22 protein-coding genes are annotated in these 25,541 nt (G+C 39.5%); 5 read left to right on the top strand and 17 right to left on the bottom strand.

The features are described 5' to 3' along the window. Window positions 1–76: 76 nt before the first annotated feature. Both purN and purM read right to left on the bottom strand, forming a co-directional pair. Window positions 77–643, bottom strand: a complete 567-nt coding sequence (gene purN, locus KSK37_RS07810; protein WP_217200609.1) for a phosphoribosylglycinamide formyltransferase — start codon at window positions 641–643, stop codon at window positions 77–79. Between the two features lie 61 nt (window positions 644–704). Continuing rightward, window positions 705–1,694 (bottom strand): phosphoribosylformylglycinamidine cyclo-ligase, encoded by a 990-nt coding sequence (purM, locus tag KSK37_RS07805; RefSeq protein WP_217200607.1) that lies wholly within the window; start codon window positions 1,692–1,694, stop codon window positions 705–707. 393 nt (window positions 1,695–2,087) lie between these two features. Here purM and KSK37_RS07800 point away from each other — a divergent pair, with 393 nt between their 5' ends. Then, window positions 2,088–2,963, top strand: coding sequence for a DUF808 domain-containing protein (locus tag KSK37_RS07800; RefSeq protein WP_217200605.1), 876 nt, complete (start codon window positions 2,088–2,090; stop codon window positions 2,961–2,963). A 63-nt stretch (window positions 2,964–3,026) separates the two neighbouring features. On the opposite strand, the gene KSK37_RS07795 is transcribed toward KSK37_RS07800, so the two are convergent. Both KSK37_RS07795 and KSK37_RS07790 read right to left on the bottom strand, forming a co-directional pair. Continuing rightward, on the bottom strand, window positions 3,027–3,563 hold the full coding sequence (locus KSK37_RS07795; protein WP_217200603.1) for an NADPH-dependent FMN reductase: 537 nt from the start codon (window positions 3,561–3,563) through the stop codon (window positions 3,027–3,029). A 40-nt stretch (window positions 3,564–3,603) separates the two neighbouring features. Beyond that, complete coding sequence (locus KSK37_RS07790; RefSeq protein ID WP_217200601.1) at window positions 3,604–4,317, bottom strand: pirin family protein; 714 nt, start codon at window positions 4,315–4,317, stop codon at window positions 3,604–3,606. A gap of 102 nt (window positions 4,318–4,419) precedes the next feature. On the opposite strand from KSK37_RS07790, the gene KSK37_RS07785 reads away from it, so the two are divergent. Beyond that, window positions 4,420–4,773 (top strand): DUF488 domain-containing protein, encoded by a 354-nt coding sequence (locus tag KSK37_RS07785; protein WP_217200599.1) that lies wholly within the window; start codon window positions 4,420–4,422, stop codon window positions 4,771–4,773. A gap of 79 nt (window positions 4,774–4,852) precedes the next feature. Here KSK37_RS07785 and KSK37_RS07780 read toward each other — a convergent pair whose 3' ends face one another. The 8 genes from KSK37_RS07780 to KSK37_RS07745 form a co-directional block, all read right to left on the bottom strand. Next, a complete protein-coding gene (locus KSK37_RS07780; protein WP_217200597.1) occupies window positions 4,853–6,238 on the bottom strand; it encodes an MFS transporter in 1,386 nt (461 codons plus the stop codon). Between the two features lie 30 nt (window positions 6,239–6,268). Beyond that, entirely contained in the window at window positions 6,269–6,793 is a 525-nt protein-coding gene (locus KSK37_RS07775; protein ID WP_217200595.1) for a nuclear transport factor 2 family protein, read from the bottom strand. 24 nt (window positions 6,794–6,817) lie between these two features. After that, window positions 6,818–8,716, bottom strand: coding sequence for a glycoside hydrolase family 13 protein (locus KSK37_RS07770; protein WP_217200593.1), 1,899 nt, complete (start codon window positions 8,714–8,716; stop codon window positions 6,818–6,820). 240 nt (window positions 8,717–8,956) lie between these two features. Further along, complete coding sequence (locus KSK37_RS07765) at window positions 8,957–11,113, bottom strand: glycoside hydrolase family 97 protein (protein ID WP_217200591.1); 2,157 nt, start codon at window positions 11,111–11,113, stop codon at window positions 8,957–8,959. Window positions 11,114–11,236: 123 nt separating this feature from the next. Next, entirely contained in the window at window positions 11,237–12,643 is a 1,407-nt protein-coding gene (locus KSK37_RS07760) for a SusE domain-containing protein (protein WP_217200589.1), read from the bottom strand. 10 nt (window positions 12,644–12,653) lie between these two features. Continuing rightward, on the bottom strand, window positions 12,654–13,769 hold the full coding sequence (locus KSK37_RS07755; RefSeq protein ID WP_179209390.1) for a SusE domain-containing protein: 1,116 nt from the start codon (window positions 13,767–13,769) through the stop codon (window positions 12,654–12,656). 28 nt (window positions 13,770–13,797) lie between these two features. Next, window positions 13,798–15,399 (bottom strand): RagB/SusD family nutrient uptake outer membrane protein, encoded by a 1,602-nt coding sequence (locus KSK37_RS07750; protein WP_217200587.1) that lies wholly within the window; start codon window positions 15,397–15,399, stop codon window positions 13,798–13,800. A gap of 9 nt (window positions 15,400–15,408) precedes the next feature. Beyond that, the gene (locus tag KSK37_RS07745; protein ID WP_217200586.1) at window positions 15,409–18,138 is read right to left on the bottom strand and encodes a SusC/RagA family TonB-linked outer membrane protein; all 2,730 of its coding nucleotides are present in this window, start codon (window positions 18,136–18,138) and stop codon (window positions 15,409–15,411) included. A 352-nt stretch (window positions 18,139–18,490) separates the two neighbouring features. On the opposite strand from KSK37_RS07745, the gene metG reads away from it, so the two are divergent. Both metG and KSK37_RS07735 read left to right on the top strand, forming a co-directional pair. After that, on the top strand, window positions 18,491–20,524 hold the full coding sequence (gene metG, locus KSK37_RS07740) for a methionine--tRNA ligase (RefSeq protein WP_217200584.1): 2,034 nt from the start codon (window positions 18,491–18,493) through the stop codon (window positions 20,522–20,524). Between the two features lie 118 nt (window positions 20,525–20,642). Then, the gene (locus KSK37_RS07735) at window positions 20,643–21,116 is read left to right on the top strand and encodes an Mpo1 family 2-hydroxy fatty acid dioxygenase (protein ID WP_088359832.1); all 474 of its coding nucleotides are present in this window, start codon (window positions 20,643–20,645) and stop codon (window positions 21,114–21,116) included. Window positions 21,117–21,146: 30 nt separating this feature from the next. Here the strand turns inward: KSK37_RS07735 and KSK37_RS07730 are convergent, their stop codons facing one another. From KSK37_RS07730 to dnaA, 4 genes are all read right to left on the bottom strand, one after another. Continuing rightward, complete coding sequence (locus KSK37_RS07730; RefSeq protein ID WP_217200582.1) at window positions 21,147–21,524, bottom strand: hypothetical protein; 378 nt, start codon at window positions 21,522–21,524, stop codon at window positions 21,147–21,149. A 65-nt stretch (window positions 21,525–21,589) separates the two neighbouring features. After that, window positions 21,590–22,288, bottom strand: coding sequence for an SAM-dependent methyltransferase (locus KSK37_RS07725; RefSeq protein WP_217200580.1), 699 nt, complete (start codon window positions 22,286–22,288; stop codon window positions 21,590–21,592). Window positions 22,289–22,294: 6 nt separating this feature from the next. Continuing rightward, on the bottom strand, window positions 22,295–22,756 hold the full coding sequence (locus KSK37_RS07720) for a low molecular weight protein-tyrosine-phosphatase (protein WP_217200578.1): 462 nt from the start codon (window positions 22,754–22,756) through the stop codon (window positions 22,295–22,297). Between the two features lie 86 nt (window positions 22,757–22,842). Then, the gene (dnaA, locus tag KSK37_RS07715) at window positions 22,843–24,297 is read right to left on the bottom strand and encodes a chromosomal replication initiator protein DnaA (RefSeq protein ID WP_088359828.1); all 1,455 of its coding nucleotides are present in this window, start codon (window positions 24,295–24,297) and stop codon (window positions 22,843–22,845) included. Window positions 24,298–24,432: 135 nt separating this feature from the next. Between dnaA and KSK37_RS07710 the strand changes: the two genes are divergently transcribed. Next, window positions 24,433–24,843, top strand: a complete 411-nt coding sequence (locus tag KSK37_RS07710) for an acyl-CoA thioesterase (RefSeq protein WP_217200576.1) — start codon at window positions 24,433–24,435, stop codon at window positions 24,841–24,843. 2 nt (window positions 24,844–24,845) lie between these two features. Here the strand turns inward: KSK37_RS07710 and pepE are convergent, their stop codons facing one another. Then, window positions 24,846–25,538 (bottom strand): dipeptidase PepE, encoded by a 693-nt coding sequence (pepE, locus tag KSK37_RS07705; protein ID WP_217200574.1) that lies wholly within the window; start codon window positions 25,536–25,538, stop codon window positions 24,846–24,848. Window positions 25,539–25,541 lie beyond the last annotated feature (3 nt).

Below are 25,541 nucleotides of genomic sequence, written 5' to 3'. Positions count from 1 at the left end.
TTTCTTTTTACTTTTTATTAGATTCCCGTTCTTTCACCAACGGTTTTTATAGACAAATCCCAAATCAGTTTATTATTTAAACACGATTCAGGACTGAATTTATAGCTTGAGGAAAAATTTCAAATTCAATTTTATGAATTTTTTCCGATAAAGATTCCAAAGTTTCTGTGTCTGAAATTTCAAATGATTTCTGAAGAATAATTTCGCCCTCATCAACTCCCGAAGTCACGAAGTGAACGGTTGCCCCACTTTCTTTTTCACCTGAAGCTAAAACCGCCTGATGAACATGATGTCCCCACATGCCCTTTCCGCCGAATTTAGGCAGCAAGGCAGGATGTATGTTAATGATTTTACCCTGAAAACTTTCACAAAATTCTCTGTTCAAAATGGATAAAAAGCCGGCAAGCACAATCAAATCAGTATTTTCAGGAATGATTTTACCTAATTCTGATGAAAAATCCTTTCCGCGCTTTATCAGAATGTTTTTAATGCCGTGATTTTCGGCTCTCTGTAAAGCAAAACACTCGCGGTCAGCTACAACAAGACTTACTCTGGCATTTGGAATATCTCCATTTTCCACCCCATCGATAATCCGCTGTAAATTGCTGCCGGAACCCGAAACTAAAACGGTTATATTCTTCATATTTCGAACGAATATCGATTTAACAGACAGCGGTTAACGCGAGTCTGCTAACCGATAACTGTTATATTAAAATTATTTTCTCCGGATTTTCTGTAATCTCTCCGATCTCGTACGCATCATCAAGCAGGTCAAGCACTTTTGCTGAATGTTTACCGTCAACAACGATCACCATTCCAACTCCCATATTGAAAGTTCCGTACATTTCTGTTCTGTCGATATTGCCGCGTTTTTCAAGTTCCAGCATTACAGTTGGGATTTTTATCTTGGAAGTATCGATATGGGCGCAGAGATTTTCAGGGATAATTCTAGGAACATTTTCGATAAGTCCGCCTCCTGTGATGTGGGCAATACCTGCCACTTTCACTTCTTCAAGTACTTTGTGCACCGGTTTATAATACAGCGCTGTAGGAACAAGAAGAGTTTCGTAGAGTGGTTTTCCTTCAAATTCTTCATTGAAATCAGGGAAAATCTTCCTTACTAAAGAAAATCCGTTGCTGTGGAATCCCGAACTTGGAAGGGCAATAATTTTATCGCCTGCTTTAATACTGGAACCGTCAATTATTTCATCTTTTTCTACAATTCCCACGCAGAAACCTGCTACATCATAATCTCCCGGCTGATACATTCCCGGCATTTCTGCAGTTTCACCGCCAATTAACGCGCAGTTATTATCCTTACAGGCTTTCACCATTCCCATGACAATTTCCGCAGCAATTTCGGAATCGAGTTTTCCACACGCTAAATAATCGAGAAAAAACAATGGTTTCGCACCGTGACATAAAATATCATTGGCACACATTGCGAAACAGTCCACACCGATAGAATCATATTTTTTAGAGTCTAAGGCAACTTTCAGTTTTGTTCCCACTCCGTCGGTTCCGCTTACAAGAACAGGATTCCGGTAACCGGCGATCTGGTAGAATGCTCCGAAACTGCCTAAATTGTTCAGTACATTTTCATTATGCGTCTCTGCAACTGCAGTTTTTATTTTGTCAACGGTTTTGTAACCTTCTTCTTTGTCGACTCCGGCGGATTTGTAGGTATTGCTCATTTTTACTTTTTACTGTTATTTAGTTACAAAATCTTTCTTTGCTGCTGCATTCAGTTCCACTTCAAAGTTAGTAAAAGCTGAAGGCCAATTTATTTTTTTAACCTTTTTTAGCATTCCCTGATTCTCTGAATTTCGGGAATAAAAAAGCCGACAGTCATTCAGACGTCGGCTCATTATTATTTTTTGGCGAAGATTACACCTCCAAAATATTGGAACTTCTCTTGCGGGGAATGTAATCTTTTCGGTTTCAAACTTTAAAAATTTTGTTCTGCGAAAATAAGATTTTTAAATCAATTTAAAAAATGCTTTTCTCGAAAATGAACTTTTGCAGGCTAAGAAAAGTTTAATTTATATTTGGAAATACCTATTTTTGTTTTCTTAAAAATAAAACGTATGGCTTCAGGCTTTTTTGCGGTATTGGATGATATTGCAGCGCTAATGGACGATGTAGCGGTAACCTCGAAAATTGCAACCAAACAGACCGCAGGAATTTTGGGTGATGATCTTGCTGTAAATGCAGAAAAAGCCACCGGTTTTTTGTCGAGCAGGGAAATCCCGGTGCTTCTGAAAATCATGAAAGGTTCTTTTATCAATAAACTGATCATTCTTCCGATCGCCTTCCTGCTGCAGTTTTTTTATCCGCCGGCAATAAAATTTGTCCTGATTTTGGGAGGTCTTTATCTTGCCTACGAAGGGGTAGAAAAAATCATAGAATTTCTGTTTCACCGTACTAAAAAAGGCAAAGAAATTATACAGGAAGTAGAAGAACCCGGCTTGGAGGGAGAAGCCGCGGAATCTGCTAAAATAAAATCCGCAGTGACTACCGATTTTATCCTTTCGATTGAGATCGTCATTATAGCTTTGGGGACGGTATTGGATCAAAGTTTACCGATTCAGATTATTACAGTTTCAATTGTGGCTGTTTTAGCAACAATTGGTGTTTACGGAATTGTTGCACTGATTGTGCGAATGGATGATGCGGGTTATAAATTGATTAAAAAATCGAATAAAAAAGGATTTTTCAATACGCTGGGCGAGATTCTCGTTAAAGCGCTTCCAATCGTAATTAAAATTTTAGGTGTGGTGGGAACGATTGCCCTGATCCTGGTTTCCGGAGGAATTTTTGACCATAACATCGAATATTTCCATCATCTTTTGCCCAATATTCCAGACATGGCTAAACAGTTTATTTATGGTATGGCAGCGGGATTAGTGATGGTTCCTTTGGTTATTGCCGGAAAGAAAGTATATTCGATGGTTAAGAAATAACCGGCTGAAAGCATAAATAAGAGCGGACTAAAAAGTCCGCTCTTTCAGTTTTAAACTTATTTTTCAAGAGAATTTCAGCTTTACTTTCTGAACTTTTTCTTTAAACTCCGCAAGTTTTTCTTCATTAACAATTCCTTTTTCAGCATCAAAATATTCGCTGAATTTTGGAAGCGAAAAAATCTCCAGGATTTCAGCGCCGTCAAAAGGAAAACGTTTCTCAGCAATTTCCAGCACACTGGCGCCGCCTCTTTTCCCATCGGAAGTTGCCATTAAAAACATCGGTTTTCCATTGAAAATTAACCTTTCCTTCATCCTAGAAATCCAGTCCATCAGATTTTTAAAAACTGCCGGGAAATTTCCGTTGTTTTCCGGGGTTGATAAAAGGATCATATCACATTCATCAATTTTAGCAGCAAAATCCAGCGCTTTTTGGGGAATTCCGTTTTCAAGTTCGATTTCGCGTTTGTAGATGGGCATTTCAAAATCATTAAGATCAAGAATTTCAACTTCATCATCCTGAAAAAATGTGGACGCAAAAGTGACCAGTTTTTTATTGATCGAAACAGTGGAATTGCTTCCGGCAAAAGCTAATATTTTCATAGTTTAAATTTAATTTGTCATTCAAATTTAATGCATTTAATTATAATTCCATCGGAACTTCCATCAGTAAAACTTCTGAATCTTCAAGAGCTTCCAGCGTAAAACTTTCAGTTTCCCAGATTCCAAAACCGTCTCGGGTTCCCAGTGTCTGTTCGCCAATTTTTGCTGAACCCTTTGAAACAAAAACATAAACTCCGTTTTTGGCGTCGTGAATTCTGTATTCTTTGGCGTTGCCTTTTTCAAATTTTGCCAGATTAAACCATGCATTCTGATGAATCCAAACTCCTTCATCATCAGGATTTGGTGATAGAATCTGCTGAAAATCGTTGATCTTTTCATTTTCTTTAATGCTGATCTGGTCGTAACGCGGCGTAACATTCATTTTATTCGGAATGACCCAAATCTGTAGGAATTTCACGAGTCCGTCTTTGTTTTTGTTGTATTCGCTGTGCTGAACTCCGGTTCCGGCGCTCATGACCTGAATTTCACCATTTCTGATCACCGCGGTAGTTCCCATGGAATCTTTATGTTCCAAATCGCCTTCCAGCGGAATAGAAATAATTTCCATATCGCGGTGTGGATGCGTACCGAAGCCCATTCCGGAAGCGACCTGATCGTCATTCAAAACCCGTAAAACCCCGAAATTCATTCTTTCCGGATTATAGTAATTGGCGAAACTGAAAGTATGATGAGATTTCAACCAGCCATGATCAGCGAAACCTCTGCTGTCTGCTTTATGATAAACTGTTTTCATTTTTTTGATTGTTTTAGTGATTTAATAATACAAATTTATAGCATTAAGCCGCTAAAAACATTGATTTAAGATAAGTTCATAACTTTACTTAAATTTATAAAAATGGAAATTTTTCAAAAACGCATTTATGACAAGCCGCAAAGTAAAGATGGATTCCGCGTTTTAGCTGACCGTCTCTGGCCGCGAGGAATGACGAAAGAAAAAGCGGAAATTGATTTATGGGCGAAAGACATTGCACCTTCAAATGAACTCCGCAAACTGTATCACGGTAAAGAAATTGATTTTAAAGAATTCAGCAAAAAATATTTGGAAGAACTGAATCAAAATCCTCAGACCGAAGCATTTCTAAATGAAATTAAAAAACATAAAACTGTAACTCTGATGACTTCTGTAAAAGAGCTTGAACAAAGTGAGGTTCCTGTTTTGAAAGAGTTTATCCAGAAAAAACTGGATTAAGTTTTGGCTGAAACCGAATAACAAAAAAAAGGTTCCGATAATGACCGGAACCGCTTATATTGATAAGTTTAAAAACATCTTAAAAATGAACCTGCTGGATTTCTTCCTCGAGTTCTTTTTCAGATTCTTTGCCTTCGCCTTTAATCAAAAACATGGTTACGGCTGATGCGATGATTAAACATACACCGCCAACTACAACGTAATCGATGGCCATGTTTCCGAAAAGATTTTTCACAATCGGTCCGCCGAATACACCGTTGACAATCTGCGGCATTACAATGAAGAAGTTGAAAATTCCCATGTAAACGCCCATTTTTCTTTGTGGAATCGCATCGATCAGCATCGCATAAGGCATTGCAAGGATACTCGCCCAGGCGAATCCAAGACCGATCATCGAGATCCAAAGCATGCCGGTATCTTTAATGAAAAACATGGAAATTAGTCCCAATCCTCCGGAAAAGAGTGCCAAAGCATGAGTCTGTTTTTTACCGATCGCTTTAGCAATTGGAGTTAAAAGAAACGCAAACGGAATCGCAAATAAATTATAGAGACCAAATAAATGTCCGGTTAAATCACCTGCCTTATTAAATTCTGCAGAGGTAGTATCATCCGGCGCAAGTCCGAAATGGTGAGTCGCTAAAGCACTTGTGGTAAAAACCCACATGGTAAAAAGAGCAAACCAGGAGAAAAACTGCACGGCACCCAATTTTTTCATCAGTGAAGGAATCTTCGCAAAATCCTTAAACATATCTGAAAACTTAGAACTGTGTTCTGCTGCTTCGTCGCGGCCCTCAAATTCTGCAAATTCTTTTGGAGAATATTCTTTGGTGGTAAAGATGGTGTATAAAATGGAGGCAATTAAAACCGCTGCGCCCACATAAAATGCGTAAATCACATTATCTGCCACATAACCTTCGGGTGCGACATTGGATACGCCCATTTTGGTAAGCCAGTTCGGCATTTCTGAACCGATAACGGCTCCGACTCCGATTAAGATGGTCTGGATGGAAAAACCAAGCGTTCCCTGATGTTTCGGCAGCATATCCCCGACCAATGCACGGAACGGTTCCATGGCGATATTGACGGAAAAATCCATCATGGCTAAGAAAATTACGGCCAGCAATAAAACGTTGGCTGCGATTAAATGAGTTACTGACGCGGCATTGGGTAAAAGAACCAGTCCGATTGCACAAAGCACTGCGCCAATCAGGAAATACGGTTTTCTTCTGCCGAGCGGGCTCCAGGTATTATCGCCCATGTGTCCGATAATTGGTTGCACGATTAATCCTGTTATCGGCGCTACCAGCCAGAACCACGAAAGTTCGTGAACATCTGCTCCCAGATTTGCAAGGATTCTACTTGCGTTTCCGTTCTGCAGTCCAAATGCCATCTGGATTCCCAGAAAACCCATACTCATGTTGATGATTTGGGCGATACTGAGATTCGGTTTTATTTTTTTAGCCATAATTTATTGTAATGAAGTCAATATAAATTTTTATTTTTTCCTGAATTCTAAAATCATTCCGTCCTCGATGGGAGCTTTCATTTTGGTAACCTCATCGATGATATCATTCGGAACGGTGGTGGATAAAACGTACTGTCTGATTTTCCACTTACCGCCGATCTTTTCGAGTACGCCGGAGCCGCGGCAGATTTTCATCTGGGTATCGAGAATTTCATCGAACCAGGCATAAGTTCCGTCTTTGCTGAAAGTGATATTTCTTTTCAGCGAGGTGAAGTTCCAGGCTTTGCCTTTATCGAAAAACGGCTTTGCCCAAACCATGAACTCTTTTTTATTCCAGACTTCGGTGGCATCGGTACCGATGAAAGTGGATTCTTCTGCGTACAGATCGAAATAATTTTTATAATCTGCGGCAGCGGCGAATGCATTAAGATCATCAAGAACTTTGCTGATGTTTTTCTTCTGAACGTTTTCGTAGAAGCCTTTTGTTTGGGCGTGAACGTTTACCGAGAAAGCAAAAAGGAGCAGTACGATTCCAAGAAAAGTTGTTTTTTTCATCTCAATAATTTTTAAAGGTGCTTATTATTTAAGTTCTAAAATTAAAGAAGATTTTCCTGAAACCGTCAATTTATTTTTCGAAGTCACGACAAAATCTTTTCCGGAAATAATATCCTTTCCGGCAGAAACTCCGTCTAAAGACTCGGCAAAGCGGCTCAGATCGAAAGTCTGTTCTTTTTCGTTGTTGTTGATTACGACCATTACTTTTTCATTGGTGGTGTTCTTTTTGGACAATTCGCGACTTGTCCCAACCGGCTCGTTGTAACGGAAATAAACATACACCTTGTCTTTCGGCATGTAATGTTTTGTTTTTCCGGTGTGGATCACGTCTTTGCCTTTTCTCCAGGTTAAAACTTTCTGGGTAAAATCATGGAAATCTTTCTGTTCTGCAGTTTGGGTTGCCGTGTTGAAAGCATTTTGCGGATCGCCTTTCCAGCCGCCCGGAAAATCTCTTCTGATATCGGCATCACCTTTGGATTTTTCGCCACGCATACCGATTTCTGACCCGTAATAAATCTGCGGAATTCCACGTACGGTCGAGATCAATGTCATAGCCATTTTGTAATAGTGCGAATCTCCGTTGAAGATTTCGTTTAATCTTTCTGTATCGTGATTTTCGAAAAACACCAGAATATTGTTGATGTCGGGATACAGGAAATCGTTGCCGAAGGAATTGTAAATTTTGATCATTCCTTTGTCCCAGCTCTCCTCTTCTTTCAAAGCTGCGGGAAGATCTGTATAGAGCGTAAAATCCATCACTGACGGAAGATTGGAATTGTAGCCGTCAATCTCACCGATTTTAGAATCTTTCTGCCAATATGAAACGTGCGCGGGATTATACATCCAGGCTTCGCCGACAATATTGAATTTAGGATATTCATCAGTAATTGCTTTTGCCCATTTTGCCATCGCTACTTTGTCGTTGTACGGATAAGTGTCAACGCGTAAACCGCCGAGTTCAGCATATTCAATCCACCAGATGGCGTTTTGGGTAAGATATTTTAAAACCAAAGGATTGCTCTGATTTAAGTCGGGCATCGTGGTATCGAACCAGCCGTTTAAAGCTTCTTTTTTGTCTATTTCAGCTACATTGGTGTCGAACTGTGAAGTGGTTCTGTAATTGGAACGTTTGAAACCGTACTTTCCTTCCCCATCCGCGAACTGATGAATCCAGTCTTTGGTCGGTAAATCCTGAATAAGCCAGTGAGAAATTCCCCAGTGATTGGTCACATAATCCTGAATGAGCATCATGCCGCGTTTCTGTAGTTCGCGCGAAAGCTCCACGTATTCTTCGTTGGTTCCGTAACGGCCGTCGATTTTGTATAAATCGGTCTGCGCATAACCGTGATAGGAAGTCTGTTTTTCGTTGTCTTCATTTGCCGGAGTTAACCAAAGTGCTGTTGCACCAAGGTTTTTCAGATAATCCAAATTATTGATGATCCCGCGCAGATCGCCGCCGTGTCTTCCATTTGGTGCGTTTCTGTTGAGTTTGTCGGTGAGGTTTTTCTGGGAATCATTGGATTCGTCACCGTTTGCAAAACGGTCCGGCATGATGAGATACAATACGTCTTTTGAAGTGAATGAATTTCTGTCGGCGGAACCGGGTTTTCTGTTCTTCAGTTCGTAATTGTAAGAATATCTTACTTTATTCTTTTCTTTAAAATTAATCTTAAAGGAAGAAGTGTTGATTTCATCCGTATTTACGGTGATGAAAACGTAGTTTGGGTTTTCGGTTTTTGTAAGGTCTTTGACCTGAATATTATTGGATAATTCTACCGAATATTTTGAGATGTCTTTTCCGTACACCAGAATCTGGAGTTCCGGATTCTTCATTCCTTTCCACCAGAATGCGGGTTCCACTTTCTGGATCTGGGCGAAGCCGAATAAGGAAATGAACAGAAAAATTACTGATAATTTTTTCATAATAATTAGTTTTAGAAAGAACCTTTTCAAGGTTTAAAACCTTGAAAAGGTTAAATTTGGATGGCGCGAGCGAAGCGAGCGCCAATTTCCAGTATTTTGTAACTAGCCCCGATGGAAGCGGCATCCTTTTTTGGTGGCTGAGGCTCTCGAAGCCACCAAAAAAGATACAACGGACAGCGGGATAAAGCTTCAAATAAAAAATAAAAAAGGCTTTTTGACACTGCCAAAAAGCCCCTAAAATTATTTTACAGGCTTCACTGAAATCGCGTAACCACCGCTTCTTACGAGTTTCATCGGCAGTTTCGATTTGCTGGTAACTGTTTTCCTGTAAATTTTGTAAGATTGCGGATTGTTGATATAATCAGCATCATCGCCATCAGCATAAACGGTTGCTTCGTATTTCTTGCCTTTTGGAAGGAAGGAGAAATCTACCGTGTAATTTCTTGCATTTTCATCGGTAATACCGCCGATATACCACTCATCTTTACCTTTCGCTTTTCTGGCGGTGTGAATATAATCGCCAGGTTCAGCAGATAAGATCTTCGTATCATCCCAGTCTAAAGCAACATCTTTGATGAACTGGAAAGCGTCCATGTGTCTCGCGTAATTTTCCGGCAAATCTGCAGCCATCTGAAGCGGCGAATACATCACTACATAAAGCGCCAACTGTTTTGCCAGCGTTGTTTTCACAAATCTTTTATCGCCAGGGAAATAATAATCGAGTTTGGTCTGGAAGATTCCCGGTGTGTAATCCATCGGCCCGCCCATAAATCTTGTGAAAGGAAGAATGGTCTGATGATCAGGATTATTTCCTCCGAAAGCTTCGAATTCTGTTCCACGTGCAGCTTCTGCAGCGATCCAGTTCGGATAGGTTCTGCTTAAGCCGGTCGGACGAACCGATTCGTGAGAATTCACCATGATTTTATAATCGTTCGCTTTTTCAGCAATTCTTAAGTAATGATTAATCATCCATTGAGAATAATGATGCTCACCGCGGGGAATAATGTTTCCTACATAACCGGTTTTCACCGATTTGTAATCGTATTTATTCATCAGCTTAAATGCTTCATCGGCCCATCTTTCATAATTGGTTGCTGAACCGGAAGTTTCGTGATGCATCAGCAATCTCATGTTTTTGGAATGCGCATAATCATTGAGCATTTTTATATCGAAATCCGGATAAGGCGTGACGAAATCAAAAACAAATTCTTTGCTATGTCCGAACCAATCTTCCCAGCCGGTATTCCAGCCTTCAATCAACAGAGCATCGAAACCGTTTGCAGAAGCGAAATCGATATATTCTTTCACTTTGGTATTATTGGCTGCGTGCTTTCCGTTCGGAGTCAGTTTAGAAAAATCTGTTTTCCCGATATGTACATTATTGGCGGTTGAATACGACCAGTTCGATTTTCCGATGATCATTTCCCACCAAACACCCATGTATTTTGTAGGCTTGATGTAAGAAGTGTCTTTGTACTGCGTGGGTTCATTCAGGTTAAAAATCATTTTCGAATCCAAAACCCCTTCCGCTTTTGGAGAAACGATAATGGTTCGCCAAGGTGAAACGGCAGGCGTCTGTATATAACCTTTCGCACCCTGAGCATCAGGAGTCAAATGCGTTTTAAATTTGAAATTTGCTGCATCAAGCTCTAAATTGGAAGCCGGATAATTGATAACGGCAGCCTCAGAAATATTGACATACAACTGATCTTTTCCTTCTTTTTTTAGCATTAAAGGAGTCTGAACAGCATTTTTAATTAAAGACTGCGACGCATTTCCATCGTAAGAAGTTGGCCATTTTGCGGGAACCTCTGACAGACTGGAGGTCTGCGTCTGATATTCCTGAGAATCGTAATCGCCGGCAAGCCACCACGCTTTCATATCGGTAGGCAAATCAATTTCGGAATCTTCTTCTTTGATGATAAAATAATTAAGGTTTTTCTGCTGGGGAAACTCGTATCTGAATCCAAGTCCGTCATTGAAAAGACGGAATTTTAGCACGATATATCTTTCGTTTGCGTCCTGATTTAACGTAACTGCAAGCTCATTGTAATGATTGATGTAGGATTTTTTCTCCCCTAAAATCGGATCCCAGCTTTCATTTTTGGTATCGAATTTTTCATCCGTTTTGGTAAAACCACTGTCAAGATTTTTTCCTTTCTGATCTTTATTTTCGATTTCGGAAGCAAATTGAATGTCGCCGTCTCTCAAAAGTCTTAATCCCAATTTTGAATCTTCAACAACTGTTTTTCCCTGGTATTTAAGATTGTAATAAGGAACTCCGCTTTTCAGCTGAAAGTTCATTTCGAATTTTCCGTCGGGAGATTTTAAAGACTGTGCATTCAGCGCGAAACTTCCCATCAACAGGAAAAGCGCAGAGATTTTTAAATTTTTCATAATGATTTTTTCGAATCAATAAATTTAGAGAAAAAAAAGAAGAAAGCAGTACTAAATACAGCTTTTTCGCGTAAAAAAAAGTGCCGCACACGGCGACACTTTATCAATATTATTATAAAAATTTTATTGTTTAATCAATAAGTAACTTCCATCACTGTCATTAAAATAAACATCGTAAGTTCCCGCTTCCTCTACAGGAATGTTTGCACCTCCGCTTACTCCAGTGCCAGAAATCGGTGTATTGGATCCCCAATTTATTCCCCAGTCGTCATTTACTCTGAATTTCATTTCCCCAACCGTTAAAGCAAGGTTCTTCACTGACCAAAGATGAGGATCTAGAGCAGATCTCGTCATTTTGGAATCCGGAGCATTCCATCCGTTCGGAGTGGCTGAACCCACAATTCCCATTACAGTATATACTGCCGAATTAGGAGTATAAGGAACGAGAGAATATGTTTTTGCCACAGTATCAATGGTGAAGGAATAATATCCTGCAGATGCAACTGAAAATACATCGGGATCAGAAGTAGAGCCGTCGTTTACCGCAACTACACCTCCGTTTTGCCCCCACTGTGGTTGCCACTGGCCTTTCATTTCAAGCAATTTAAATGCTCCTGCCTTGAAATATCCTGAAAAATGAAACTTATTGGTTTCTACCGGATCTCTGAAAAGCGGCTGATTACTGTTGTTGTTGTCCCAGCCTGCCTCTGAAGCATCACCTACCATATATAGATTGATATACGATACATAAGGTGTTACTTTGACGGTAACTGTGTCGGAGATATTGGTAATAGTTCCACCAGCAGAAACTGTTGTGGCAGTAACTCTAATACTTACTTCTCCGGCAACATTTGCAGGAAGTCCCAATTTGGTTACTGCATCATTCAGCATCTTGTGTGTCCATACCAAAGATTTAGCATCGGTAACTGTACCTGCCGGCTCAAAATTGGTCTGACCTTTTTTTGCTACTTCAACCAGATATTTCACAGCAACTCCATAGGTGGAATAATCGCTCCAGCTTACTGTAGCCACGGGTGCATCTGGGGTCTGCTTATTCAGGACAAATTCAGTACCCGCCAGAGGACTTGTTATAATCGGTTTCGCAACCGGATAAGGGGTTACTCCTAGTGAAATTACATTAGACACATTGGTACCCGACATCACTCTGATGTAAAGCATGGTTTGTGTATATGGCGAATATCCAGCCTGCAAAAGAGCAGTATTAAGAGCTCCAATGGTAGTAGTATAGGAGTTAGCCGTTGCTGTTCCCAAAGCCAAAGGTGTTTTGAAATCAGGCGTAGTGGAAATCTGCACTGTGTAATTTCCAGTTGCTCCCGCAGGAGCATCCCAGGCTAATCTGAAACTGTTATTTGCCATCGACGGATAGAGCGTATTGCTGCTCAGCGTCGTACTGTAAAGATGAATGTTGGCTTCAGGAGAAGTCCAGTTTTTGTCCGCATCATCTCTACACGCGTTGATTAAAAGCAATGGTAAAATAAATACCACTAAAATTTTAAATATATTTTTCATGTTTATTTACTTATTGTTTAACTAATGTGTAAGTTCCCGCTTTCAGGTTTACTGTAATTTTATAAGTACTTCCGCCACCATTAAATTTGATGTTGGAATTATCTCCTTTTGGACCTAAGAATCCTGAGTTTCCATCGTTGTTTTTCAGAATGTTCCCCCATTCTAAAGCGGCAAAATCCTGCTGGCCAAGAAACTTGATCTCAGTAGCATCCGCCAGAACGGTTGTATATTCAAATACACCTTCAGAAATTTTCGTCATTGGAATGGCAGCACCTGCGTTCCAGCCGTTGATGGTCCCTACCAGATAAAGGTTGGGATAATCGTATCCTAACGGTGATTTTGTTGCTGTTAGAGACTGTACTGCTCCGTCCGCATTAATTTCCAGTAAATAAATTCCAGCTGCATCAGTAAACTTCATGTTTTCGTGATCTGCAAAAGCAATATTTGTTGATGTCTGTTTAAAGTATCTGTTTGCAGCATCTGTGCCCGGGTTGTCAATACTGTAATTGACCGGGCTCCACGCCTGCTGACCTAAGAATCTGAAATTATCAGGTTTCATATAGGTATAGATATAAGATTTGTTTTCTTTCTTATACAGCGGCTGCGCAACTCCGGAATTCCAGCCTACATAGGAAGCATCACCCACCAGATAGAAAGTAGGATATTCCAATTCGTACGGAGTAACCATCACTGATGTTACGTTAGAAACTGCTGTCATCTGATTCACCCCTAAAGATGAAATAACTCTGATGAACATTTTACCTTCCACATCTTTGATGAGTCCGATGGTTTGAGCAGCAGCATTTAACTGGCTTACGGTATAAGTAGCAGTTCTTACAGATTCTGATACGGTTCCTAAGGTATAAGGAGTTTTAAAATCTGCAGTTTTTGAAGCTTCGATTCTGTAACCCACTTCTACAGGCACGGTATACGCGGCCTGTGTCCATGTTACATTCAGAGCCGGATTGTCAGGGTAGTTTTTGTCCAGAAAAATATGTTCTGCCGACAGGTTCATCACAATCGGTGCGGCGCTGTTTTCTACCTGAATTATTTCCCTGTTGTCACACGAGGACAGCCCAAAGATAATCAGTAATGCAAAAAATGCATTGATAATATTATGTTTCATTGTATTATTGTTCATTAATGATTGAAAATTAATAACCCGTGTTCTGAATTAAATTAGGGTTGGCAATAATGTCTTTGGCAGGAATCGGATAAAGATTTCTGTAATCTTCTACTGCCTGACCGTCTTTAACGCCACCTTTCCAAGGCCACAGATAAGAAGCCGTTGTAAATTTACCGTATCTGATAAGATCTGTTCTTCTGGTCATTTCCCAACCTAATTCTCTTCCTCTTTCATCAAGAATAAAGTTTAAGTTAATGGAAGCAACCGGAAGTGCACCCGCTCTTGTTCTGATTGCATTTACATATCCAAGCGCTGTTGCAGCATCACCGCCGCCGCCTCTTAAGTTTGCTTCAGCGTACATCAGATAAATATCAGCCAGACGGAACATCGCGATATCAGTATCTACAAAGTTTCCTGAACCTTTGGTTGGTCCGTCAGAACCTTCTTCGCCTGTGCTTGTTAAATTTTTGTATTTCACAAAAGCATAACCGTTAGAGAAGTTCCCTAAATCATCAATTTCCAAAGTCTGTTTTTCAGTATAAAAGTTTCCTCTTGTATCGCTTGTACCTGCTCCACCAAATAGATTAACATAAGCTTTGGTGGTTCTTAAACCGGACCATCCTCCGTTAATTCCAAACTGTTTGGCATCCATAGTTCCGCCTACTGCGGCATGCACCAGATAAGTAGTACCACCATAGGTTTGTGCTTTCAAGCCATCAAATACAATTGGGAAAATAACTTCCGGATTGTTTTTGTCGTTATCAGCGCGGAATAAATCAGTGTATTTGGACTTCAATCCGTAACCCGCTGCAATTACCTTGTTGCTGTAAGTAATACAATCAGCATATCTTGCAGTACCGGTATAAACCTGTGCATTCAGATAAAGCCTTGCCAAAAGCGACCACGCAGCAGCTTTGTCAGCTCTTCCGTAGCTTGCACGAGGTGCTTTCAGGTCACCTTCAATTGCTTTTAATTCAGCTTCTACAAACTTAAACAAATCTGCTCTTGTAATTCTTGGAGGAGGCGTTGAAGAACCGATTGGCATATTATCTTCCGTCGGGAAAGGCACATTTCCGAACAAATCCATTGCGTGGTAATAAGCCAGCGCACGTAAATACCTTGCTTCAGCTCTCATTTGTTTAGCTTCTGCCAGGTTAGTACCTGTAATATTGTTGGCCGCCAATTTTTCGTCGGTGGTATTTCTCAGAAAATCATTACAGAAAGCAATTTCAGTAAAGATTCTGTAATAAAATGCTGCAACAAATTCACTTGAAGAATCCCAGTTCATTTTATGGATAGACTGCAATGTACCATCATTCCAGGCAATTACCGCTTCGTCCGTAGGAAGTACCTGCAAAGTGAAAAGCTGTCTTGTGTATTGGGAAAAGTTACCGTCGATACCTGTGATATCTACGTTTCCTCCGCCACCATCGTTACCTCCGTGCGCAAAACCTCCGTATAATTTAGCCAGAGCATTCGGGTAGTTGGCAAAGTTGCCGTATATTGTTTCAGCAGTAACATCTACAACCGGAGTCTGCTCCAGATCTTTCATACATGAAGTCGCCGAAAATAGCATTACAACAGATGCTGCAGTAATTATTGTTTTTAATTTTGTGCTATATGATTTCATTTTTCTCAATTAAAAATTAAAGTTAAAGCCTAATGAATACACTTTTGGCATTTGGTAATAACCATTGTCAATACCGCCGAATACTTCAGGATCAACACCTGTATATTTAGTGACTACAAATACATTCTGCGCCATTGCATAAACCCTAAGGCTGGATCCCGGAGCGAAAATATCTTTGAAGTTATATCCTAAATTCACATTATCAAGTCGGAAGAATGATGCATTTTCTACAAACAGATCAGAGAAATACTGAGGTGTCGCAAAATTGTTAACTACAGCAGTCTGATATACATTCTGTAAATATTCGTTCGTGGAAGCAGACTGTAATGAAGAGTTGGAAGCGGCGTTATTATAAACGTAATTACCAATTACAGCTCTTGCGCTTAAACCTGCATCCCAGTTTTTGTGAGTGAATTTGGTATTGAAACCTAAAATTGCATCCGGCTGGGTTGATTTATAGTAGTATTTATCGGAAGCATTTATTTTTCCGTCACCGTTTCTGTCTACATATACTCCATCTAGTGGCTTTCCTGTGTTATCATAAACCTGCTGGAACACGAAGAATGCATATGGCTTGTTACCTACCGAATGGGCCTGAATGGTATTACCTACTCCACCTGAAATACCGCCAATCTGTATGTTAAAAGCATCATCAGCTCCGGCCACAAGATTGGTAATTTCGGAGTTATAATGCGTTGCATTGAATGACAAATCCCATGTGGTATTTTCAGTTTTTACCGGAACCACGGTAATGGAGCCTTCAATACCTTTGGAATCCATCGTACCAATATTCAGGATATTATGATTCGAAACATCTCCCGCAGCAATTGGCGAATCTACTAATAACTGATCCGCTGTTTTTTGGAATATATCAACAGATCCGAAGACTCTGTTCTTCGCAAAACCAAAATCTAAACCTAAATTCTTCGTGGTCGTAACCTCCCATTTCAACTCAGGATTAAAAATATTGGGTCTGTACATTAAATAATAAGAATCTCCTAAATAATACTGCGCACCTCCGTCACTTAAATTATAGGAAGAGAATGCAGGATAATCCCCAGCACCAATTTCCTGGTTACCGGTTTTACCCCAACCTGCACGCAATTTCAGAGTATTGATTCCTTTTCCTTTTAAGAATTCTTCTTCATTGATTTTCCATGCGGCTGAAACACCTGGGAAAGTTCCGTAAAGATTTTTGGTATCAACTCCGTTCCAGAATCTTGAAGATCCATCTCTTCTTACCGATGCTGAAAGAATGTATTTATTGGCTACAGTAAAAATTCCTCTTCCGTAATATGACAATAGTACATTTCTTGTTATAAAATCATTTCCGTTTTTAGGAGGTATATTATTACCATTATATGTCGGCGCATATGGCTCTTCTCTGTAGAAATTCTGGTAAGAATAACCTCCAACTAAATCAACGTTGGTATTAATTGATTCGATGGTTTTGGTATAGCTTAAATAAGTTTCCAGCAACTTATTTTTCTTTTCCTGAGCATAGCTTCTGTAACGGCCTTTGTCAGCAAAAGCAATTTTATACGCTCCATCTTCTGTTTTGGCACCTTCAGATTTAGTGTAATCATAACCTGCATTTACATTAAAGTGAAGATCCGGAAGAAAATGGAATTTATAATCTAACTGAATATTTCCCAAACCTCTCCAGATTGAAGAAACATCTCTTGTTGAATACAGTTTAGCGACAGGGTTTGGATTTCCGTTAACATTTAGTCCCCCATTCAAAAGCCATTCATAGTAGCCGGCATAATTAGAATTACCCGAGTACACTGGCTGTGTGGGATCAAAATTAATAGCATCACCTATTACACCGCCCGGTACAAAACGGTTATCAGTAAAGGTTCCTTTTGCGTTAACGGTTACCGCCAAATGGTTATCCAAGAATTTTGGCGTTAAATTTAAGCCCAAAGAGGTTCTTTTAAATGAATTGGTTTTTACGATACCGTTTTGTTCATTATATCCCAAAGACAAACGGTAAGGCAAATTTTTAATACCGCCTGATAAGGCAACATTATTGTCGGTTCCCCAGGCTGCCTGATAAATTAAATCCTGCCAGTTGGTATCCGCATTTCCCAGTTTCGCTTTGTATGCTTCACTTGCATGGGCATTAACAAAATTGCGGAACTCATCAGCGCCCAAAACATCATTATTTTTCATTTTGGTGGATACAGAAGCCAGCGTTGAAAAATTCACCTTAAACTTCCCTGCGGAACCTCTTTTAGTCGTAATGAGAATAACCCCGTTAGACGCTCTGTTCCCATAAATTGCAGTCGCAGAAGCATCTTTAAGGATATCGAAAGTTTCGATATCATTCGGGTTAATCAGTGACAACGGATCTGAAGCTCCGGAAATACCGTTGAAATCCTGTGGTACACCATCAATAACGATAAGTGGGGACTGTGAGCCTGCCAAAGATCCGATCCCACGGATACGGATAGAAGAACCTGCGCCCGGCGCTCCACTGTTTCCTGTAATGGAAACCCCAGGCGTTTTTCCCTGAATCAGCTGCGCCGGAGAAGAAGCTCCGCCGTTAAAATCTTTGGATGAAATAGAAGAAATAGATCCCGTAAGATCAGCCTTCTTCTGCTTTCCGTAACCAATCAATACAACCTGCTCAATATTGGCAGTCTTAACTGAATCTGTTGTTTGTGCGTGCAACATTGTACCAGCTAATAATAGGAAGGCCGGCGCAATTTTCAAAACTGTAGTATAGTTTCTCACAAAATTTAAATTTAGGATTAATATTCAATACATAACAACTTCTACCTGAGAAGCATTGCAATTTAATCAAAAATTCAAACAGTATTAATATTTTACTAAAAATGTTAATTTTATCTGAGAAAAATCATATATTAAAAGATCAGCAACTACTTAATTACTTAACAATCAATTACTTAAAAAACACATTGTCTCACCTGTGAGTGTTTAAACTTTAACAAAAAGTTAAACATTTGTTTATCGTTTCTGCCATTTGACACCCCCTTTTCGGGCACACTTCATGCCGATTATTCATCTTCATTAATTTTCAATTAAGCGTCATAACACGTATCTTTGCACAAATAAGAGATAAATTATGTCAGAAAGAAAGATGATTACGGCCGCTTTACCTTACGCAAACGGTCCGGTTCATATCGGTCATTTGGCAGGAGTATATATTCCTGCGGATGTATATGCAAGATTTCAGCGGAGACAGGGAAAAGACGTGGCATTTATTTGCGGATCGGATGAGCACGGTATTCCTATTACCATCCGTGCAAAAAAGGAAGGTGTAACTCCTCAGGATATTGTTGACAAATACCACGGAATCATTAAGAAATCTTTCAGCGATCTTGGCATTTCTTTCGACGAATACTCCAGAACTACTTCCAAAAAACATTACGAAGCAAGTCAGGATTTCTTTTCCACTCTTTATAATAAAGACAAATTTACTGAAGAAGTTTCAGAACAGTATTTCGACGAACAGGCCGGTGAATTTCTGGCAGACCGATATATCGTGGGAACCTGCCCCAACTGTGGCAACGATAACGCTTACGGCGACCAGTGCGAAAAATGCGGCTCTACCCTTTCGCCGTCCGAACTGATCAATCCAAAATCGATGTTAAGCGGTAATATTCCTGTTTTAAAGGAAACCAAAAACTGGTATCTGCCTTTAAACGATTATGAAAATTTCCTGAACGAATGGATTATAGAAGGCCATAAAAACGACTGGAAACCCAATGTTTACGGGCAGGTAAAATCGTGGCTGAATGACGGTCTGAAACCGCGCGCAATGACCCGAGATTTAAACTGGGGAGTTCCGGTTCCTTTGCCTGATGCAGAAGGTAAAGTATTATATGTTTGGTTTGACGCGCCAATCGGTTATATCTCTTTCACTCAGGAATGGGCCGAAAAAAACGGTAAAAACTGGAAAGATTACTGGCAGAATGAAAATTCAGATCTGATTCATTTTATCGGGAAAGACAATATTGTGTTCCACTGTATTATTTTCCCCGCGATGATGAAAGCACACGGCGATTATATCATGCCGACTAATGTACCGGCTTTTGAGTTTTTAAATCTTGAGAATGATAAAATTTCCACTTCCCGAAACTGGGCGGTATGGGCACACGAATATGTTGAAGAATTCCCTGGACAGCAGGATGTTTTGCGTTATGCGCTCCTTTCTTCAGCTCCCGAAACCAAAGACAATAATTTTACATGGAAAGATTTTCAGACTAAAAACAATTCTGAGTTGGTTGGGATTTTCGGAAATTTCATCAACAGAGTAGCCGTTCTTATCCATAAATATTACGACGGAGTTGTTCCGGCAGGAGACGAAAACGCTGCTGAATTAAATGAGATTACAAAAGCAGCCAACGAAATCGAAAACTTCCTTGAGAATTTTGAATTCAGAAACGCTTTGTCTGCAATGATGAATTTGGCACGATTCGGAAATCAGTATTTACAGACCGAGGAACCTTGGAAAACCATTAAAGACAATCCTGAAAAGGCTGCGGGTTCATTATTTGTCGCTGCACAGATTGCTGTCGGTTTGGCACAGGTCTGCGAGCCGTTCATGCCGTTCAGCGCTGGAAAACTGCAGAAAATGTTTAATGTTTCCCAACTCAGCTGGAAAGAAATTCAGAATGAAAAAGTTTTGATTAAAACCGGTCACCAAATTAATCCTGCCGAACTGTTATTTTCAAAAATTGAAGATGAAACGATTGATTTCCAGATTCAAAAACTGGAAAACACAAAGCAGAGCAACAAAAAAACCAATCCTAAAGCAAACCCTATGAAAGACGAAATTCAGTTTGATGATTTTACGAAAATAGACTTAAGAACCGCAACCATCCTTACGGCAGAAAAAGTGGAAAAAGCAGACAAACTGCTGAAATTCTCTGTAGACACTGGTGTTGATGTAAGAACTGTAGTATCTGGAGTTGCTGAAAGTTTTACCCCGGAAGAATGTGTCGGCAAACAGGTGATGATCTTACTGAACCTTGCGCCCAGAAAAATCCGCGGCATCGAATCTCAGGGAATGTTGCTTTTAACAAATAATTCAGAGGGAAAATTAGTTTTTGTAACGCCTGATGAAACCGTAGAAAACGGAATAGAAATCGGATAAAACCTTAAGAACTTGCCTTCGGCGCCTTCATTTTCCGGCGCCTTCATCATGAAAAAAGATTTTGAAATATCTCAAAATCTTTTTTTATTTTTAATCACCGATAAAAACCGTGAATATCATGAGAAAAATAGATCAGCTCTTTGCCGAATATGCCGAAAGCCACCAGAACCACACCAATAAAACCATCCACTGGATTTGTGTACCCTTAATCTTCTGGTCAATATTAGGATTTATATCTCTCATTCCTGCACCGCATTTCTTTGTGAGATATTTCGGAGCAATAAGCATCGTTTCTTTGATTGCGATATTTCTAGTGAGCGTGTTCTATTTCAGATTATCATGGCGCATCGCTTTAATGATGATCGTTCTGATGTTTTTATTGGAACATTTGGTGTATTTTGTAAATGCTCAGTTTGAACACCGGTCCTGGATTGTTTTTGTGGCTGTTTTTATCCTGTCATGGATTGGCCAGTTTTACGGCCATAAAATTGAAGGCAAGAAACCGAGTTTCCTGAAAGATCTGCAGTTTCTGCTTATCGGTCCGGTTTGGCTTTTGCATTTTATTCTGAAAAAAATCGGCATTAAGTATTAAACCGGGCGAGAACAACTTAAATGAATTATATTATTCCCCAAAATGTTTTTTCACTGTCTCCAAAACTTCCTCATCACTCATGTGCTGCGCGGTATCCAAGGTGATTTTCAGATTTTTAAACTGCGCTGTATCATGCAGATAAGCTTTAAATTCTTCCTGAATTTTTCCCGGACCGGTAACGTAAACCTCCTCAGAATTCGTTAAAAGATGTGAAATCTCTTTAAAATATTTTGCTTTATTGGTCTGTTCCGCATTGTTTTCAGCATTCTCACTGGAATTTCCGTGCTGAACTGTCGCTTTTAAGGGCGAACAGAGGAAAAATTTAAAAGCGTTCTGTGCGTCGTGATTCTTTACTACTACTGCTTTGCTCTGGTCAAGCCAAAGACCCGCTAATTTTTTGTCTGACATGATAATTTAATTTCCTCTACCAGCGTCAACAATAGTGCAAATCGGCTGTTAAAGGAAGTTAAACTTTATTTCCCGAGAACGAAAACCGCCGGAATTTTATGGAGTTCGGGCTTGTTTTTCTGCCATTCTTTAATACTCAAAGTTTTGATGAATTCGTTTTCAGGATCATTAATATTTGCAGCAATACAGAGTTTGGTATTGGGAGAAAGAAATCTGCAGAGATCTTCAAAAAGAGGATTGTTGCGGTAAGGAGTTTCCATAAATATCTGCGTATAACCGGTTTTCTGAACCTGATTTTCCAGAAAATGAATCTTCGCTTTCTTCTCGGTTTTATCAATCGGCAGATAACCGTGGAACGTAAATTCCTGTCCGTTAAATCCACTCGAAATTAAAGCAAGAATAATCGACGAAGGCCCGTTAACCGGAATGACTTTGATGTTGTTTTCATGACTCCATTTCACCATCACATTTCCGGGATCTGCAATGCAGGGAAGCCCTGCTTCAGAAAGCAAACCAAAATCCTGACCGCTTTTCATCAGTTTCTGGGCTTCTTTTAAATCAACATTTGTGGAATATTTGTCAAGCAAAAAAAGCTTAAGATCGGCCTGTTTTTTTTCTGGCGCGAAAAACTTAATCACTTTTCTTGCGGTTTTTTCATTTTCTACAAAGAAATAATCGGTTTTAATAATGAATTCTTTGATTGAAGGCGCGAAATATTCTATGGGCGAATTTTCTGACAGATAAGCAGGAATTAGGAAAAGCATGCGCGTTTATGAATTAGGAGTTAAAAGTTTAGTTTTTATTTTTTCAGAAGCATCATTCAGAAGCTGATAAACTTCTTCAAAACCGTCCATTTCGCTCCAGTAAGGATCAAAAACTTCATAGTTGTTGACCGGAATTTCTGCTTCTTCTAAAAACAGGGAAACCTTGCTTCGCTGCTCATCATTTTTCGCCATCGAAATCACATCTTCATAAACACTCACATCCATGCAGTAGATCTTATCAAATTCTTCAAAATCTTTCTTACTGATAGGTCTGGAGCGCTGTTTTGAAATATCAATACCGTTACTTTTAGCAGTGGCAATGGCGCGTTTGTCCGGATGTTCACCTTCGTGCTGAGAAATTGTTCCGGCGGAATCGATGATAAAACTTTCAGGAAGTTTGGATTTCAGAATACCTGCTGCAAGCGGGCTTCTGCAGATATTTCCGAGACATACGACTAATATTTTCATGAATTTTAGTTTAGAGCGTTGGGCAATATTACGAAAAATGAAGAATATTGCTATTCTTCATTTTATATTTTAAATTGTATCTGGACTTACTGTTTAATTTTCTCGGTAAGTTCTTTCACGTATTTTTTCAGTTCTTTATCAATTTTTGAAACATCTTTTATCGTATCACAAGCGTACATTACCGTGGAGTGATCTTTTCCGCCCATTTCTTCACCGATTTTAGTGAAAGTAGCGTTGGTGAATTCTTTGGCAAAATACATCGCTAACTGTCTTGGCAAAGCAATTTCTCTTTTTCGGGTTTTTGACAAAAGCTGCTCTCTCTGAATTCCGAAATACTCGCAAACCACATCCTGAATATAAGGAATATTGATCACTTTTTTCTGGTTGGCCGCGATTTTATTAATGGTTTCCTTTAAAAGTTCAAGGCTTAATTCAGATTTATAAATCGTAGAATATGCAATCACCGAGTTGATAACTCCGATCAGTTCCCGGACGTTGGTTTTTACTTCAGATGCAAGGAAATCAAGCATATCTTCCGTTAAAACGATTCCGTCGCGGCTTAATTTGTCAACGATAATTTTTCTTCTGGTATCGAAATCCGGAGATTTGATTTCTGCAGAAAGTCCCCACTTGAAACGGGAAACAATTCTGTCCTGAATATCAAGAATATCCACCGGCGCTTTATCGGAAGTAAGGATAATCTGTTTTCCGTTCTGGTGCAGATAATCAAAAATATGGAAGAAACTGTCCTGAGTAGATTTTTTTCCCGAAAGGAACTGAATATCATCAATAATCAGAACATCCACCATTTGGTAAAAATTCGCAAACTCTGTCTGCTTGTGTGCTTTCGCCGCTGAAACGAATTGCTGGATGAATTTTTCTGAAGATAAATACAGAACAACTTTGTCCGGATAAGCATTTTTTACTTCCAAACCAACAGCATGTCCTAAGTGGGTTTTCCCAACTCCGTAACCTCCGTATAAAAACAGCGGATTAAAAGCGGTTGCACCAGGTCTTTTCGCAATAGATTTTGCAACGGTAGAAGCAAATTTATTGCTTTCTCCTTCTACATAATTGTCAAAAGAAAAATCGGCTTTCAGGTTTGAATCAATATTTACTTTCTTCATTCCCGGAACCACAAAAGGATTGATCAGGTTTGCTGAAAATGACGGCGGCAAAGTCTCCTGAACCTTTGGGGTCGGAATACTTTTACCTTTAACATTCATAGTAATGGGCTGTTCCTGTCCGCTTGGCTTATTTTCCATAACGGAATACCAAAGCTTAACGCCTTTTCCTAAATTCTTCTTCAGTGCAGCCGAAAGTAAAGACAGGTAATTGTCCTCAATATATTCTTTATAAAAATCGCTGGGCACCAAAAGTGTAAGGTTATTGCTTACCAGTGATACCGGGCGCACATTATCGAAGAGTAAATCAAAAGAGTTTTCGAGTTTTTTAAGGTCAGTATTGTCTTCTGCTGCATTGAGGTTATCCCTCATGAACTGTAGACACTTCTCCCAAATAAGAGTTAAATTTTCATTCATTTTTGTTCAGCGATTTTTTCCGGCAAATTGTGATTTTGGACAGGAAGACAAATATCGAATTTTTAAATTTCTTAAAAAAATTTTTGTGCTATTGATTATTAAAAAATATATTTGTATGACTATTTTAAAACTGTTATGATACACACAACACACTCAATACGAGTACGTTACAGCGAAACCGATCCCATGAAATATGTTTACTACGGAAACTACGCAGAGTATTTTGAAGTGGCCAGAGTGGAGCTGTTTCGCGAGCTGGGAATTCCGTATGATGAGATTGAAAATCAGGGCATATGGTTACCTGTTTCGGAGTTCAGCATTAAGTATTTGAAGCCTGCTTTGTATGATCAGATTCTGGAGATTCACACTTACATCAAAAAAATTCCCGGCGTGCGGATCGAGTTTGAATATGAAATTTATAACAGTTCTAAACAGAAAATCACGGAAGCCAAAACCACACTGTTTTTTCTTGATGCAAAAACCAATAAAGTGGTGAAATGTCCTGATTTTTTAATGAATATCATTGAAAAAAGCTGGCATAAATAAATTTAAAGCTCCGTTCCGGGATTTATTTCATACGGTTCTTTGTCTTTTTCGAAAATCCGGGTCAGCTCATTTCCTTCGACTGTAATTTTGCTGCCAATCTTCCGGATCCAGTTTCCTTCGCGAAGCCCGATCACTTTGGTGTCGTTTTGAGTTAAAAATTCTTTAATTCGCGTTTCCCTGGTTTCGCCATTATGATGCAGATCCGGATTGGGATCAAGATAATGCGGATTGATATTGAAAGGAACCAAGCCCATACATTCAAAACTTGGCGGATAAACAATAGGCATATCGTTGGTGGTTTTCATATTCAGTCCGCCGATATTGGATCCGGCACTGCATCCGAGATAAGGTTTCCCTTTTTCTACATTTTCTTTCAGAAGCTGCATCAGATTTTCTTCATGCAGGGTTTTCACCAAAAGAAAGGTATTGCCGCCACCTGTGAAAAATCCCTTTGCAGAATTTACCGCCGCTGATTTATCATCAAACTCATGCAAACCTTTTACCTTAATCCCAAGCTGTGCAAAAAATTCTCGCGCCTTTGCAGTATATTCTTCGTGTGAAATTCCGCCGGGTCTTGCAAAAGGAATGAAAATTATTTCGTCTATTCCTTCAAAAAGATTTTTGATTTCGCCGGTGAGATATTCTAGATAATTTCCGCCGAAAAGCGTGGAAGTGGAAGCTAAAAGGACATTCATGAT

Origin of the sequence: Kaistella soli (assembly GCF_019038595.1) — a bacterium.
GTDB lineage: Bacteria > Bacteroidota > Bacteroidia > Flavobacteriales > Weeksellaceae > Kaistella > Kaistella soli.
The sequence above is the reverse complement of the archived record's forward strand: the minus strand, read 5'-3'. Positions and strand labels throughout refer to the sequence as shown.

Bases quoted from the DNA above. Each gene is read 5' to 3' on its own strand.
- KSK37_RS07760 (WP_217200589.1), bottom strand. From the start codon at position 12,643: ATGAAAAATATATTTAAAATTTTAGTGGTATTTATTTTACCATTGCTT.
- KSK37_RS07750 (WP_217200587.1), bottom strand. From the start codon at position 15,399: ATGAAATCATATAGCACAAAATTAAAAACAATAATTACTGCAGCATCT.
- KSK37_RS07755 (WP_179209390.1), bottom strand. From the start codon at position 13,769: ATGAAACATAATATTATCAATGCATTTTTTGCATTACTGATTATCTTT.
- KSK37_RS07720 (WP_217200578.1), bottom strand. From the start codon at position 22,756: ATGAAAATATTAGTCGTATGTCTCGGAAATATCTGCAGAAGCCCGCTT.
- KSK37_RS07730 (WP_217200582.1), bottom strand. From the start codon at position 21,524: ATGTCAGACAAAAAATTAGCGGGTCTTTGGCTTGACCAGAGCAAAGCA.
- KSK37_RS07765 (WP_217200591.1), bottom strand. From the start codon at position 11,113: ATGAAAAATTTAAAAATCTCTGCGCTTTTCCTGTTGATGGGAAGTTTC.
- purM (WP_217200607.1), bottom strand. From the start codon at position 1,694: ATGAGCAATACCTACAAATCCGCCGGAGTCGACAAAGAAGAAGGTTAC.
- pepE (WP_217200574.1), bottom strand. From the start codon at position 25,538: ATGAATGTCCTTTTAGCTTCCACTTCCACGCTTTTCGGCGGAAATTAT.
- metG (WP_217200584.1), top strand. From the start codon at position 18,491: ATGTCAGAAAGAAAGATGATTACGGCCGCTTTACCTTACGCAAACGGT.
- KSK37_RS07780 (WP_217200597.1), bottom strand. From the start codon at position 6,238: ATGGCTAAAAAAATAAAACCGAATCTCAGTATCGCCCAAATCATCAAC.
- KSK37_RS07770 (WP_217200593.1), bottom strand. From the start codon at position 8,716: ATGAAAAAATTATCAGTAATTTTTCTGTTCATTTCCTTATTCGGCTTC.
- KSK37_RS07710 (WP_217200576.1), top strand. From the start codon at position 24,433: ATGATACACACAACACACTCAATACGAGTACGTTACAGCGAAACCGAT.
- KSK37_RS07790 (WP_217200601.1), bottom strand. From the start codon at position 4,317: ATGAAAACAGTTTATCATAAAGCAGACAGCAGAGGTTTCGCTGATCAT.
- dnaA (WP_088359828.1), bottom strand. From the start codon at position 24,297: ATGAATGAAAATTTAACTCTTATTTGGGAGAAGTGTCTACAGTTCATG.
- KSK37_RS07775 (WP_217200595.1), bottom strand. From the start codon at position 6,793: ATGAAAAAAACAACTTTTCTTGGAATCGTACTGCTCCTTTTTGCTTTC.
- purN (WP_217200609.1), bottom strand. From the start codon at position 643: ATGAAGAATATAACCGTTTTAGTTTCGGGTTCCGGCAGCAATTTACAG.
- KSK37_RS07785 (WP_217200599.1), top strand. From the start codon at position 4,420: ATGGAAATTTTTCAAAAACGCATTTATGACAAGCCGCAAAGTAAAGAT.
- KSK37_RS07795 (WP_217200603.1), bottom strand. From the start codon at position 3,563: ATGAAAATATTAGCTTTTGCCGGAAGCAATTCCACTGTTTCGATCAAT.
- KSK37_RS07800 (WP_217200605.1), top strand. From the start codon at position 2,088: ATGGCTTCAGGCTTTTTTGCGGTATTGGATGATATTGCAGCGCTAATG.
- KSK37_RS07725 (WP_217200580.1), bottom strand. From the start codon at position 22,288: ATGCTTTTCCTAATTCCTGCTTATCTGTCAGAAAATTCGCCCATAGAA.
- KSK37_RS07735 (WP_088359832.1), top strand. From the start codon at position 20,643: ATGAGAAAAATAGATCAGCTCTTTGCCGAATATGCCGAAAGCCACCAG.